The sequence below is a fragment of the Polymorphobacter multimanifer genome (assembly GCF_014205635.1).
GTDB lineage: Bacteria > Pseudomonadota > Alphaproteobacteria > Sphingomonadales > Sphingomonadaceae > Sandarakinorhabdus > Sandarakinorhabdus multimanifer.
On sequence record NZ_JACIIV010000011.1, the window covers coordinates 1 to 12,501 of the forward strand.

Here is a 12,501-nt window from a genome sequence, read left to right on the forward strand (position 1 = left end):
GCATCCGGTGCCGGCCTGAACGACACCGCCCGCGCTCGCACCGCTCACATCGCCCTATCGGCCCGCGAACAACGCTGACTTCTTCAACACAATCGGGTCGAGAGCGGCCTTTACCGCGTAACTTTACTCCTTCCGTGTCAGCTCGTGAACGCTACACTAAGGTGTGACACAAGGGTGCGCCACAAAGATGACGTCTACAATATATCTCAATAGCTTACCGGCTCAATCAACTCACTCTTCCCATCCTTTCGGGTGCACCATTTTTTTCGACATTGCAGATCAGGCGCGGGTCCAGCCGAAGCAGCCGGTGGGGACGCCTGAGCCGCTGACGAGCAGGGCGCCGCGGGGGTAGAGACTCCAGCGACGATCGGGCGCCATGGCGACGACGACGACGCCCATGGCAGGGTCGGTCCAGACCAGCCGGGCGTCGGTGGCGGCGAGGACGTCGATGACCTGGCCCGGAGTGACATCAGGGCGGAAGACGATGGTGGTGAAGCGCTGGTCTTCAGCTGGGCGGAGCGACCAGGCGGCGGCGCCGGTGGCGAAAGCGGCAAGCAGAACGACGGCGGTGGTAGCGTTGCGGCGACCCGGACCCGGCATGGGGCGGCCGCGCATGAGCAGCCAGCCGATGGCGAGCGGCACGAGGCCGAAGACGACGAACCAGACGAGATCCCAGACCAGCGGATTGGGACTGTCCACCCGGATGCGGTGGATGCCGAGCACCCAGTGCGAGGCGATGCTGTCGAGCACATGCCAGGCGCCGACGCCGATGAGCAGGCCGCCGCCGAGGTGCCTGGCCGGCGGCAGGGCAGCGCGGCTGCGCCAGAGGCCGATGAGGCCGACGGCAGTGATGATGTACATCAACGCGTGGAACCAGCCGTCCCACAGCGCCTGCAGGCGCAGGCTGTCGACGCCGGGGACGAGGCTGAGCAGATGGTGCCATTGCAGGATCTGGTGGAGCAAAATGCCATCGAAGAAGCCGCCGAGGCCGATGCCGACGATGATGCTCGCTCGTGTGGAGGAGGGCTGCGTGGGGGAGGGCTTTTGCATGGGCTGGCTCCGCTTCTGCGGGTCAACCATGGGGCGGCGGGGTTGTTCCGTCAGTCTTCGTGGCGGCGGGGGCTGACATTGATGCGGGGGCGTTCATCGACATGGAGCGTGAACAGGTCCGGCCGGGCATAATGGCCGCTGACATCGAGATCGAAGCGCGCGCCGGGGAGGCTCGCCAAGTCGATTTCGGCGGTGAGCAGACCGGGCTCGGGGCCGAGCGGGCCGGCGAGGATGTCTCCCAGCGGGCCGATGATGAGGCTGCCGCCGGCGATGAGCGGGCGGCCGGCGGGCCAGTTGGCGATCGGCGTTTGGGGTGCCGGTTGCGACTGGCAGGCGCTGATGACGAACTGCCGGCCTTCGTTGGCGATATGGCGCATGGTGGCGCGCCAGATGTCGCGATCATCGACGGTGGGGGCGCACCAGATGTCGGGCCCCTTGGCGTACATGGCGGCGCGGAACAGCGGCATCTGGTTCTCCCAGCAGATGGCGGCGATAAGCTTGCCGGCGGGGGTTTCCACGACCGGCATGGTGCTGCCATCGCCTTCGGCCCAGATCAGCCGCTCGATGGCGGTGGGCTTCAATTTGCGGTGGTGGGCGATGAGACCGGCTTCCGGAGTGATGAAGACGGCGGTGCAGAAGAGCGAGGCGCCGGCGCGCTCGATGATGCCGACCACGAGCGTGGCGCCGGTGCGGGCGCTGAGGCCGGCGAGGGCGGCGATCTCGGGGCCATCGAGGGTGACGGCGGCGGCATGATATTCGGCGAAGCGGGCGCGGCCTTCGGGCGTGCGGAAGCCGAGCTGGGCGCCGAAGGTTTCGCCCTTGGGGTAGCCGCCGAGAAGGGCTTCGGGGAGGACGACGAGGCGGGCACCGCTGGCGGCGATCTCGGCTTCGCAGGCGAGGATGTCCGCCAGGGTGGCGGCGGTGCCGGCGGGATTGCTGCCCATCTGCAGGGCGGCGACGGGGAAGGGGGTGTGCATCGCGCCGACGCTAGGGCCGGCGCGATGCACGGGCAAGATCAGCGCGTCGCCACTTGTGGGCGGGTACTGGTGAGGATGAGGGCTCGCGCTTCGTCGCCGGCGGCTTTGGTGTTGACCTTGCCGGCCTCGACCTCATCGGCGAGGGTCATCAGCCGCTCGGAGGTGACGCTGCCCCAATCGGCCTGTTCCTTGATGCGGATGCCCTTGTCGCGCGCCATCACCTCGGCCCAGGCGGCGCGGACGACAGCCCAGTAATCGCTGGTGGCGGCCCAGTAGCTGTCGGCGCGGGCGGCGTTGAAGCCGTCGAACTTCTCGTAGCTGTTGAGGCCGGCTTCCTGAACTACAGGCTTGTCCCCGGCCATCTTCATATTGTCCTGCCAGTGTATCCAGCCAGCCGGCGTCGGCTGGTGGCGGTTGATTGCCATGTAGCGATCATAGGCGGGCTTGCGGACTGCATCGCGCCTGGCGAGCGGGCGCCACGTCCAGTTGCTGCGCCAGCGCGGCACGCCGCCTTCGTTGGAGAACTCGCCCCAGCCGCCATAACGCGGGGAATCATCGGTCTGCCACACGGTCTGCGACCAGCGGCCCTTGCGCATCCGTTCGGGCACGGCTTCGAGCTCCCATTGGTCGGGGCCCTTGTAGGTGAGCAGCTGGGCTGGCTCAAAGGTCCAGTCCTGCCGCCAATGCTTGATGACGAAGGCCTTGCCGTCCTTTTCCGCCACCAGCATATGCTGGAGGACGATCGTGCGTGGCGTGTCCTCGATCACGCGCACCACCTCATGGCCGCCCGAGGGCTTGGCTTCGTGCAGCTTGTAGGCGGCATCCCAGGCGGTGGTCTCCTTGAAATCGAACTTCACCTTGTAGTTGCCGGCCATGCCGAGGATGGCGGCGCGGTCGGCCTCGTACTTGGCCTGGGTGGCGGCATCGGCAGAGATGGGGCCGTGCGCGTGAGCAGCGACGAGCGGCAGGATGCTGCCAAGGGGGGCGGTGGCGAGCAGCAAGGCGGCGAGGAAGCGGGTCATGCGGGGTCTCCTGTGGTTTGAATGCTAATATCAGTAGGAGTCATTATCAATAGCGGAGAATGAGGCTGGCGCTGAAATTGCGGCCGGGCTGGGTGAAGGCATCGGCGATGGCGCTGGTGCCGGCAAGGCCGCGGACATCGTTCCACCACCAGTAGCGGCGATCGGTGAGATTGAAGAGGCCGATGCGCGCCGTGGCGAAGGGAGTGATCTGGAATGCGGCGGTGATGTCGACAATGGTGAAGGCCGGCGAGCCGAAGCAGGCGGGCGTGCAGGCTTCGGCGATGTCGGCCTGGGCCTTGCCGGCGCTGTGGGTGACGATGAGCTGGGTTTGCAGTCGCCCATCCAGCCCGCGCCAGCCGAGGCCGGCGACGAGATTGAACGGGTCGATCGGCGACAGCGGCGCTTCGGGTATGATGGTGCCGTTCGGCAGCGCGCCGCTGCTGGTGCCTTGTGCCCAGGCGGCCGCGGCGTTGAGGGTGAAGCCAGCGCCCAGCGCAAGATCGGCCTTGAGTTCGATGCCTTCGACAGCGACGCGGCCGAAGTTGATAAACTGGAAGATGGCGGGACTGGCGGGGGTGAAGGCACCGCCGATGACCTGCTGATCGATGAAGTTGCGGTAGCGTGCGGTGAAGGCGGTGAGGTTGGCGTTGAGCACCGCACCGGCAACCGCAGCATCGCGCAGCCGCAGCCCGGCCTCGAAACTGCGGCTGGTTTCGGGGCGCAGATCGGGGTTGGGGATCGAGGCATAGCCCTGCAGCGGGTTGGCGAAGCCGTTGTTGACCTGGCTCGGCGTCGGGCTGCGGAAGCCTTCGGCATAGCTTGCGGCGAGCCCCAGCACCGGCGTGGCCCAGACGACGGCACCGAGCTTGGGGGAGACGCGGCTCCCCGATTGCGCCGCACTGTTGCCGGGGAAGGTGGCATCGGGGCGCGGGGTGAGCTCGAAATGATCGAAGCGCACCGAGGGGTAGAGCAGCGCGCGGCCGCCGCCGAGATCGAGCGTGCCGGCGATAAAGGCACCGGCCTGGGTATAGTCGGTATCGGGGAAAGCCTTGATCGGGAAGGGTTCACCCGCCGGCGGGACGGTGCCGTCGCGAAGCCCGGTCTGGAGGGTCTTGCTCCAGTCCCCGCCGATCAGCAGGCGCTGCGCGGTGTCGCCGAAGCGCAGGGCGAGCTGGCCGTTGGCGCCGGTAACGCGGTTGTCGAAGCTGTTGTCACGCGTGCGATCGGCGGCGGTGTTGCGGTCTTCCAAGGCGAACTGGCGGGTGCGGCTGTCCTGATGATAGCCGATCAGGAAGGCGCTCTCGACGGTCTCGGTGCCTTCGTAGCGCCAATCGAGACTGGCGCGGTTGCGGGTGGTGGTGTCGTCGGTGCGCAGGTCGAGGACGCTGGTCGCTGCCAGGGGGGGCACGCCGCGGCCGCTTCGGACATCGGTGGTTGTGGCGCGCGCCACATGCTCGCCGGTCAGGCGCAGCCGGTGGCCGCCGCCCAGATCGAGCACGAGTTTGGCGAGGACCGAGTCGCTGTCGGTGGCTTGCGGGTTGGGAGCGGTGCGCAGCGGGCCATCGACCTCGAGACGGCCAAAGTTCTGCAGCGGGCCGGAGTCGCGACGGCTATAGGCGATGAGCGCCGACAATGGGCCTTCGCCCAATGCCAGCATGATCGACTTGCCCCAGCCTTTATCGGCGCCGCTGTAGCCGAGGCGGGCGCGGACGGCGACGTTCTGGCCAGGCCGCAGCAGGTCTTCAGGGTCGCGCGTGGTGAGGCTGACGGCGCCGGCCAAGCCGTCCGAGCCATAGAGGGCGGAGGTGGGGCCGCGCAGGAACTCGACCGACTTGATGAGATCGAGATCGGCATAATCGCCGCGACCGACTGCCTGGGCACCGAAGGCGAAGCTGTCGGGCACGCGGATCAGATCCTGCTGGATGAGGATGCGGTTGCCGCTGAGGCCGCGGATGGTGAAGCCGGAGTTGCCGTCGCGGCCGGTGGTGCCCAGCGCCGCACCCGGCCGGCTGGGCTGGCTGCGGACGCTGATCCCCGGCTCGAAGCGGACGAGATCCTTGATGTCATCGATGAGCAGGTTCTCGATGTCCTCGGCGGTGATGACCGAGACGGTGGCGGGCACATCGCTGATGCGCGTCGCAGTGCGGGTGGCGGTGACGGTGAGGCCATCCTCGACGATGGCAGCGGTGTCTTCGGCAAGCGCCGGCAGCGGGACGAGGGCGAGCGTTGCCAGGAGCAGGGCGCGGAGATTGATGGGCATGGGGGTCCTTTGCGGCAACGGGTGCGCTTCATGACCATGCAGCGTAATGCGAGTCAATATCAATTATATGCGATGTCAGGATTTGGCCGATGAATGCCTTCTGAATAATTGCGGTTAGTTGGGAAATTGCGCGGCGGATTGGGATTTTGTCCAGACAGCTGTTCTGCCGCGACAGGCGGCGGATTCTTAAGTCATTGAAATAACAGGTTCTGGGGACGGGCTGAAAAACTGGCACGGCTTGTGCAAAGCATTTGGCATCGGAGGCCGGATGGTCCGCTCCTTCGCCAAACAGAGGATTTCAGCCATGTTCGCCACCCCCGCTTCGCTCTCCCGCAACGTTCTCGGCGCCTTCGGCACCGTGGTTTTCGCCGGCATCTGCCTGATGGGCGCTACCGCCCCGGCCCAGGCTTCGGAAACCGTTCGCAGTGCCGTCGTCCGCACCGCCGATCTCAACCTGACCACCGACGCCGGCCGCAGCACCTTCGAGAACCGCGTCCGCTACGCTGCCCGCAGCGTCTGCACCGGCGCAGCCGATGACCTGCGCGGCAAGCAGCAGACCGCGGCGTGCGTGAAGAGCGCGGTGGCTTCGGCGCAGCCGGCACGGATGGCCAGCATCGACTAGCCGGTTGCTCCGGCCGGGCGCTCCCAATCCGTCCGACCGCAGGACCGTATGGCGAAGGCAGGGCTGGCAACAGCCCTGCCTTTTGCCGTTGCAAAACCGCTGCCAGATAGGCTTGGCGTTGGCCGGCGGCAGTGGGTATGGTTGTGCCATGGGGCAGGCGGGGCGGCAGTTTCGTTCGATCTTGCGCCACGCGGCATCGGCGATGCCGGCCACGCACAGGGAAGTTCGACTGCATGATCCTGGCACTTGCGCACAATCTGGTCGCCATCGTGGTGGCGATGGTCATCCTCTGGCGCCTGGCGGTGATGATCAAGGATGTGAGCTTTGTCGATGTGGTGTGGGCCTATGGCATGGTCTTCCTGGCGACCATCACCGCGTTCATCCTGCTCGATGCGCCGCGCGGTCCGCTGGGCTGGGCGCTGTTCGGGCTGACGACGGCCTGGGGCATGCGGCTCGGCACCCATCTGCTCATCCGCTGGCGACGGCTGGGGCGTGATCCGCGCTATGACAAGATCCTCAGCTCGGTGATGGCGAAGCGGCAGTGGAGCTTCAGCACCGCTTCGCTTGTGCAGGTGTTCCTGCTGCAGGGGCCGCTGGTGTGGCTGGTGAGCCTGCCGGCGCAGGCGGGACTGCTCACCGACCCCGGCACGCCGCTCACGCCGCTGGCCTGGGCCGGGGCGGCGCTGGCGCTGTTCGGCATCGCGTTCGAGACGATCGGCGATGTGCAGCTCGAGACGTTCCGCAAGGATCCGACGCGGCGCGGGCAGGTGCTCGACACCGGGCTGTGGCGCTATACGCGGCATCCGAACTACTTCGGCGATGCGGTGACCTGGTGGGGGATATGGGCGGTGGCCATTGCGGCCGGTGCGCCGTTGTGGGTGACTTTGGGGCCGGTGTTCCTGACCTATACGCTCACCAAGTGGAGCGGAGCGCCGATGCTGGAGAAGGGGCTGAAGAAGAACAGGCCCGGCTATGCCGATTATATGGCGCGCACCTCGGGCTTCTTCCCGCTGCCGCCGAAGAAGCTGTGATGCGCCATGCTTTGGGAAATGGTGCCCGGGGGCGGATTTGAACCACCGACACGGGGATTTTCAATCCCCTGCTCTACCCCTGAGCTACCCGGGCTCGCCTGAGCGAAGGCGCGTCCTAGACCGGGTCTTCGTCGCTGTCCAGAGGGCTGTTGCCCTGAAGTGCATAGCTTTCGCCGAGCCAGTGCAGGAGGTCACGGTCTGCACAGCCCTTCGAGCAGAAGGGATCGAACGCCGCCACGCGGGGCTGGCGGTTGCAATAGGCGCAAGCGCGGGAGGCGGGGGGGCGGGGATCAGCTGACATGGGGGGCTGATGTGGCGAGTCGGGGGTCCGGGTGCAAGGTGAGGGCGCCGCCGCGCAGGCGCGATGCCGATTCGAGCAGTGCCGGCCGGGCTTGCAGCCAGTCGATGATCGCCCGCGGCGCATGGAGCGTGGCCGGGCCATGGCCGTGGCGGGCGGCGCGGCGCAATATCTCCAGTGCGTCGAAGCCGGGGGTGCGAACGGCTTCCATCAGGCTCGGCCGGGTGCGGGGGCGGATGATCTGCACCAGGCCGAAGCCGTTGATCGCGGTGGCTTCGTGCGCGCCGGGGAGATGCGCCTTGAGGGCGGAAGCGAGAGCCTGGTCGAGCGACTTGCGAGCAGCGCCCTGGAGGCTGGGAAAGTCGATGGCGGTGCTGCCCTGCAGATCGAGGCGGCGGATCGCCTGGGCGAGCGGCACGAGTGCTGCATGGGCGAGGGCCTCGGGGGGCATGTCGCCGTCGATGTCGACCGTGGTCATGGCGGGTGTGGGGGTGATAGTGAGCAGGCCGCCGGGGAAGGCGATGTGGCCGGTGCGGGCCTGCTCGACGATCTCGGACCAGCCAGCGGCTTCAAGGCGGTCTTCGGGGCCGATCAAGGTTTGCAGCCTGTGGCCAGTGGCCCGCAGCCGCTCGGCAAGGCTGGCGCCGGGCGTGACGGGCGGGACTGCGGGCAGGGGGCGGGCGCGGGGAAGCCGCGGGCGGGCGGCTTCGGGAAGGGCGGCGCGGGTGATTTCGATGCCGATCGTGGCACCTTCGGTCGCATCGGGCAGCGGGGAGAGCAGCAACTCCGTGCCGCAGGGCAGGGTGGCGATACCCCGGCTACCCTGTCCAAGGCCCTTGACGAGGATGGTGGTCAGCCGTGCCGGGCTGCGGTGGCCGGGGCGGAGCGGCGCATCCTCGCGTTCGATGTGCGCTTCGAGGATGGTCTCGCCGTCCAGCACCAGCGCGCGCGTGGCACCTGGGGCGGTCTCGATGAGGGCATCAGCCAAGGGGGAAGCCGGCGCGCAGCAGCAGCCGGCGGGTTTCGGAAAGTGGCAGGCCGACGATCCCCGACCAGCTGCCGGCGATCCAGCGGATATGGGCTTCGGCAGCACCTTGCAGGGCATAGCCGCCGGCCTTGCCCTGCCAGTCCCCGGCGGCGATCAGCGCGTCGAGATCGGTGGCGGCGAGGCGGTGGAAGATGACCTGGCTTTCGGATGCCGTCTCGCGCAGCGCCGCATCGGGGGTCACCAGCGCCACGGCGGTGTGGACGCGGTGGCGGCGGCCGGACATGAGGGTGAGGCAGCGCCGCGCGGTCGCTTCGTCCTCGGCCTTGGGCAGGATGCGGGCACCGACGGCGACGACGGTGTCGGCGGCGAGGACGAACTGCCCCGGGTGGCGGACAGCGACGGCCAGCGCTTTTTCCCGCGCCAGCCGCGCGGCATGGGCGCGCGGCGGCTCGGCCTTGTGGGGGGTCTCGTCGATGTCCGCCGGGTCGATGGCGGCCGGGGTGATGCCCAGCCGCGCCAGCAGTGCCACACGGCGCGGGCTTGCCGACGCGAGGATGAGCGTCGGCGCTGGCATCAATCTTCCGGTGCGATGGTCACGCGCAGGCCGTCGAGGGCGGCGGTGAAGGGGATCTGGCAGCTGAGGCGCGAGCTGGGGGTGAAATGGTCCGAACTGTCGAGCAGGTCGAGCTCGTCCGGGGTGGCGGCGCCGGTGCGGGGGAGATCGGCTTGCGCCACATGGACATGGCAGGTGGCGCAGGAGCAGGCGCCGCCGCACAGTGCCAGCAGCTCGTCGAGCCGGCCTTCGCGAATGATTTCCATGACCGAAAGGCCGGGGCGGGCATCGAGCGTGTGGTCGGTACCGGCGCGGTCGGTGACAATGATTTGCGACATGACTGATCCTGTTGATGGGTTGCATTGAGGCTCTAGCGGCGGTGATAGTGGCGGGCAACAGCCCAGCAACAATCGAATAAAAGTCTTGGGGGAGGGATGCGACACATGCGGATCGTTCATCAGTTTGCGCCGCCGATGTCGGCGATGATTGCCGGCCTGCCGGGGGTGACCGAGGCGGTGGCGATGGAGACGCTGGGGCGCGACCGCTGGGACCTGCCGTCCGACGCCGATGTGCTGTTCGTGCTGCACAGCGAGGAAAAGGGGAAGGGTGTGCCGGTGGCCGAGGTGCCGCGGCCGGCGGGTTGGCCGGGATCGGTGAAGCTGGTGCAGATCGCTTCGGCCGGGCTCGATGATTATCCCGAATGGCTGTTCGAGGCGCCGCAGGTGGCGACGGGATCGGGCACCACGGCGATCCCCATCGCCGAATTCGTGCTGGGGCTGCTGCTGGCACGCACCAAGACCCTCGATGACGTGACCCTCGGCCGTGGCCGCTGGGGTGCTCGCTGGCCGGAGCGCGACGAACTGCTGGGGGCCCCGCTCGGCACACTCGACGGGCGGACGCTGGGGCTGCTCGGGCTGGGGCAGATCGGCCAGGCTGCGGCGCGGCTGGGGTTGGCGTTCGGGATGAAGGTGGTGGCGACGCGGGCCAGCGACGCGCCGTCGCCGGTGGACGGGGTTGAACTGGTGCCGATCGAAACGCTGGCGGCGCGCGCCGACCATCTGGTGCTGGTGGCGCCGATCAGCGATGCGACCCGCGGGATCGTGGGGGCCGATTTCCTGGGGCGGATGAAGGCGGGGGCGCATCTGGTGAATGTGGCGCGCGGGCCGCTGGTGGAGGAGGCGGCCCTGCGGGCGGCGCTCGATGCAGGGCGAATCTGGGCCAGCCTCGATGTGACCGACCCCGAGCCGCTTCCCGAGGGGCATTGGCTGATCGGCCATCCGCGCGTTCGGATCACGCCGCACATCTCCTGGAGTTCCCCCGACACCACGCGGCGGATCATCGAGCGGCTGGTCGGCAATCTGGCGCGACTGGCGGCGGGGCAGCCGCTTGTGGGGGCGGTGACGTGATCAGAAGGGGATGATCTTGCCCTCCTTGCTGAACTTCAGATAGCCGGCGTTGATCCCGAGGCGCCAGCCGAGCCCCAGCTTCATCGGCACGATGATGACCTTGTCCCGCTGCAGATAGTTGATGGCGATGCCACCGACGAGATAGGCCTTGCCCTCGGCGGCGGGGTAGCGGCGGTAGATGTCTTCGCTGTCGTAGAGGTTGTAGACCAGCGCGAAGGTCTTCGAACCGTCTCCACCGACATCGAAGCCCACCGATGGGCCTGTCCAATGGACTTTCCGCTCGCCTTCGACCGCGTGATACAGGGTGCCCGAGCCGTAGCGGACGCCGAAGATGATGGCGCCACCGGCTTCGCGGCCGACGATATAGGCATTGGGCTGGCCATATTGGGCGAAGGTGCGGCGCACGGCTTCGGCCAGGCCCTCGGTGCCCTTGCCGAAGACATCTTCGGCGGCACCGAGCACGTCATCCTCGGCATAGGTGGTCTGCTGCTGGGGGGGAAAGGGGGCGGGCTCGGCGGGAACGGCGGTTGTCTGTGCCGGCTGCTGGGCCACCGCGGGGATGGCGCCGGCGAGTGCCGCAAGCAGCAGGCCCGAAGCGGCAATTCGAGTTGAAATGGTCATGCAGGTCTCCCACCGGCCGCTGCTGCCCTGACGCGTCGGCGGCTGCGGTTTGGCATTGCAAAGATTAATGCGTGATGGCCGAGGCGCAAGCAGATGCAATGATCCGGGGCATTCGGGTTTTTTTGCAGTGCAACCCATGCTAGGCGACTGCGGCAATTCAACCCCCGGTGAAAAGCCGATCAAGGAAGGTTCACTCGATGCGCGTTGCGATGATCGGATCAGGCTATGTAGGCCTGGTCTCGGGAGCGTGTTTTGCCGATTTCGGCCATCATGTCGTGTGCGTGGACAAGGACCCCGGCAAGATCGATCGGCTCCACCAGGGCGTGATGCCGATCTATGAGCCGGGGCTGGAACAGCTGGTGGCGAGCAACGTCAAGGCCGGGCGGCTGAGCTTCACCACCGATCTTGCCGAGGGCATTGCCGGGGCGGAGGCGATCTTCATTGCGGTGGGCACACCGAGCCGGCGTGGCGATGGCCATGCCGACCTGAGCTATGTGCATGCCGCAGCGCGCGAGATTGCCGCCAACCTGACGAACTATGCCGTGATCGTGACCAAATCGACCGTGCCGGTGGGGACGGGGGACGAAGTGGAGCGGATCATGGCAGAAGCCAATCCGCATGCCGAGTTCGCCGTGGTGTCCAATCCCGAATTCCTGCGCGAGGGCGCTGCGATCGGCGATTTCAAGCGGCCCGACCGGATCGTGGTGGGCTGCGAAAATGACCGGGCGCGCGCGGTGATGGCCGAGCTTTATCGGCCTCTGTTCCTCAACCAGTCCCCGTTGCTGTTCGTGGGCCGGCGTACGGCGGAGCTGACCAAATATGCCGCCAATGCGTTTTTGGCGACCAAGATCACCTTCATCAACGAGATGGCGGACCTTTGCGAGGCGGCGGGCGCCAATGTGCAGGATGTGGCGCGCGGCATCGGGCTGGACAACCGCATCGGCTCGAAGTTCCTCCACGCCGGCCCCGGCTATGGCGGCAGCTGCTTTCCCAAGGACACGCTGGCGCTGGTGAAGACCGCGCAGGATTTCGGCACGCCGGTGCGGATCGTTGAGACGGTGGCGGCGGTCAATGGCCAGCGCAAGCGCGCGATGGCGAAGAAGGTGGTGACGGCGGCCGGGGGCGATGTGCGCGGCAAGCGCGTTGCAGTGCTCGGCCTCACTTTCAAGCCCAATACCGACGACATGCGCGATTCGCCGGCGATCGATATCATCCAGGCCTTGCAGGATGGTGGCGCGGAAATTCGTGCCTATGATCCCGAAGGGCATGAGCAGGCAGCGATGGTGCTGACCAACGTGCATTATGCGACCGACCCTTATGATGCGCTCGAAGGTGCCGATGTGGCGGTGCTGGTGACCGAGTGGGACGCTTTCCGCGCGCTCGACATGGACCGGGTGAAGGCGCTGCTGAAGTCCCCGGTGATGGTGGACCTGCGCAATGTGTATGATCCGGCCGAGATGGCGCGGCGCGGCATTGCCTATACCTCGATCGGGCGCTGAGATCGGGCTGAAGGGCGACCATGCGATTGATTGGTTGCCAACCTTGCCAAGGGGTCGGTATAGGGCCGCTTCTTGCTCGGAGTCGTGGGTGAGTGGCTGAAACCAGTAGTTTGCTAAACTGCCGATCTGGGTAACCGGATCCGAGGGTTCGAATCCCTCCGACTCCGCCACTTG

At 67.3% G+C, this 12,501-nt stretch carries 13 protein-coding genes and 2 tRNA genes; 5 read left to right on the plus strand and 10 right to left on the minus strand.

Annotated features, from left to right (window positions below):
• Nucleotides 1-279: 279 nt before the first annotated feature.
• Genes FHS79_RS08395 through FHS79_RS08410 form a run of 4 tightly spaced genes read right to left on the minus strand, consistent with a single transcriptional unit; the run spans nucleotide 280 to nucleotide 5,309 of the window.
• The gene (locus FHS79_RS08395) at nucleotides 280-1,050 is read right to left on the minus strand and encodes a DUF2243 domain-containing protein (RefSeq protein WP_184198272.1); all 771 of its coding nucleotides are present in this window, start codon (nucleotides 1,048-1,050) and stop codon (nucleotides 280-282) included.
• Between the two features lie 50 nt (nucleotides 1,051-1,100).
• Nucleotides 1,101-2,027 carry a carbon-nitrogen hydrolase family protein gene (locus FHS79_RS08400; protein ID WP_184198275.1) on the minus strand — a complete coding sequence of 309 codons (927 nt, stop codon included), beginning with the start codon at nucleotides 2,025-2,027 and terminating at the stop codon, nucleotides 1,101-1,103.
• A 38-nt stretch (nucleotides 2,028-2,065) separates the two neighbouring features.
• Complete coding sequence (locus FHS79_RS08405) at nucleotides 2,066-3,049, minus strand: DUF6607 family protein (protein WP_184198278.1); 984 nt, start codon at nucleotides 3,047-3,049, stop codon at nucleotides 2,066-2,068.
• Nucleotides 3,050-3,095: 46 nt separating this feature from the next.
• The gene (locus FHS79_RS08410) at nucleotides 3,096-5,309 is read right to left on the minus strand and encodes a TonB-dependent hemoglobin/transferrin/lactoferrin family receptor (protein WP_184198281.1); all 2,214 of its coding nucleotides are present in this window, start codon (nucleotides 5,307-5,309) and stop codon (nucleotides 3,096-3,098) included.
• Nucleotides 5,310-5,613: 304 nt separating this feature from the next.
• Here FHS79_RS08410 and FHS79_RS08415 point away from each other — a divergent pair, with 304 nt between their 5' ends.
• Together FHS79_RS08415 and FHS79_RS08420 are read left to right on the plus strand one after the other, a co-directional pair.
• Nucleotides 5,614-5,931, plus strand: coding sequence for a UrcA family protein (locus FHS79_RS08415; RefSeq protein WP_184198284.1), 318 nt, complete (start codon nucleotides 5,614-5,616; stop codon nucleotides 5,929-5,931).
• Between the two features lie 233 nt (nucleotides 5,932-6,164).
• Nucleotides 6,165-6,962: a DUF1295 domain-containing protein gene (locus FHS79_RS08420; protein ID WP_184198287.1), complete on the plus strand. Its 798-nt coding sequence runs from the start codon at nucleotides 6,165-6,167 to the stop codon at nucleotides 6,960-6,962.
• A 19-nt stretch (nucleotides 6,963-6,981) separates the two neighbouring features.
• Here the strand turns inward: FHS79_RS08420 and FHS79_RS08425 are convergent.
• From FHS79_RS08425 to FHS79_RS08445, 5 genes are all read right to left on the minus strand, one after another.
• Nucleotides 6,982-7,056: transfer RNA gene (locus tag FHS79_RS08425), tRNA-Phe, on the minus strand.
• A 21-nt stretch (nucleotides 7,057-7,077) separates the two neighbouring features.
• Nucleotides 7,078-7,263 (minus strand): DNA gyrase inhibitor YacG, encoded by a 186-nt coding sequence (gene yacG, locus FHS79_RS08430; RefSeq protein ID WP_184198291.1) that lies wholly within the window; start codon nucleotides 7,261-7,263, stop codon nucleotides 7,078-7,080.
• Nucleotides 7,253-8,248, minus strand: coding sequence for a ribonuclease E/G family protein (locus FHS79_RS08435; RefSeq protein WP_184198294.1), 996 nt, complete (start codon nucleotides 8,246-8,248; stop codon nucleotides 7,253-7,255). Before FHS79_RS08435 ends, yacG begins: the two co-directional genes overlap by 11 nt.
• Nucleotides 8,241-8,822, minus strand: a complete 582-nt coding sequence (locus FHS79_RS08440) for a Maf family protein (RefSeq protein ID WP_184198296.1) — start codon at nucleotides 8,820-8,822, stop codon at nucleotides 8,241-8,243. The genes FHS79_RS08435 and FHS79_RS08440 overlap by 8 nt, the downstream gene beginning before the upstream one ends.
• Entirely contained in the window at nucleotides 8,822-9,139 is a 318-nt protein-coding gene (locus tag FHS79_RS08445) for a 2Fe-2S iron-sulfur cluster-binding protein (protein WP_184198299.1), read from the minus strand. The genes FHS79_RS08440 and FHS79_RS08445 overlap by 1 nt, the downstream gene beginning before the upstream one ends.
• A gap of 105 nt (nucleotides 9,140-9,244) precedes the next feature.
• On the opposite strand from FHS79_RS08445, the gene FHS79_RS08450 reads away from it, so the two are divergent.
• Nucleotides 9,245-10,207 carry an NAD(P)-dependent oxidoreductase gene (locus tag FHS79_RS08450; protein WP_184198302.1) on the plus strand — a complete coding sequence of 321 codons (963 nt, stop codon included), beginning with the start codon at nucleotides 9,245-9,247 and terminating at the stop codon, nucleotides 10,205-10,207.
• Here FHS79_RS08450 and FHS79_RS08455 read toward each other — a convergent pair whose 3' ends face one another.
• The gene (locus FHS79_RS08455; RefSeq protein WP_243452767.1) at nucleotides 10,208-10,828 is read right to left on the minus strand and encodes a DUF1134 domain-containing protein; all 621 of its coding nucleotides are present in this window, start codon (nucleotides 10,826-10,828) and stop codon (nucleotides 10,208-10,210) included.
• 197 nt (nucleotides 10,829-11,025) lie between these two features.
• Here FHS79_RS08455 and FHS79_RS08460 point away from each other — a divergent pair, with 197 nt between their 5' ends.
• Together FHS79_RS08460 and FHS79_RS08465 are read left to right on the plus strand one after the other, a co-directional pair.
• Nucleotides 11,026-12,327 (plus strand): UDP-glucose dehydrogenase family protein, encoded by a 1,302-nt coding sequence (locus tag FHS79_RS08460; protein ID WP_184198308.1) that lies wholly within the window; start codon nucleotides 11,026-11,028, stop codon nucleotides 12,325-12,327.
• A 78-nt stretch (nucleotides 12,328-12,405) separates the two neighbouring features.
• Nucleotides 12,406-12,497, plus strand: a tRNA-Ser gene (locus FHS79_RS08465).
• The last annotated feature ends 4 nt before the right edge of the window (nucleotides 12,498-12,501 follow it).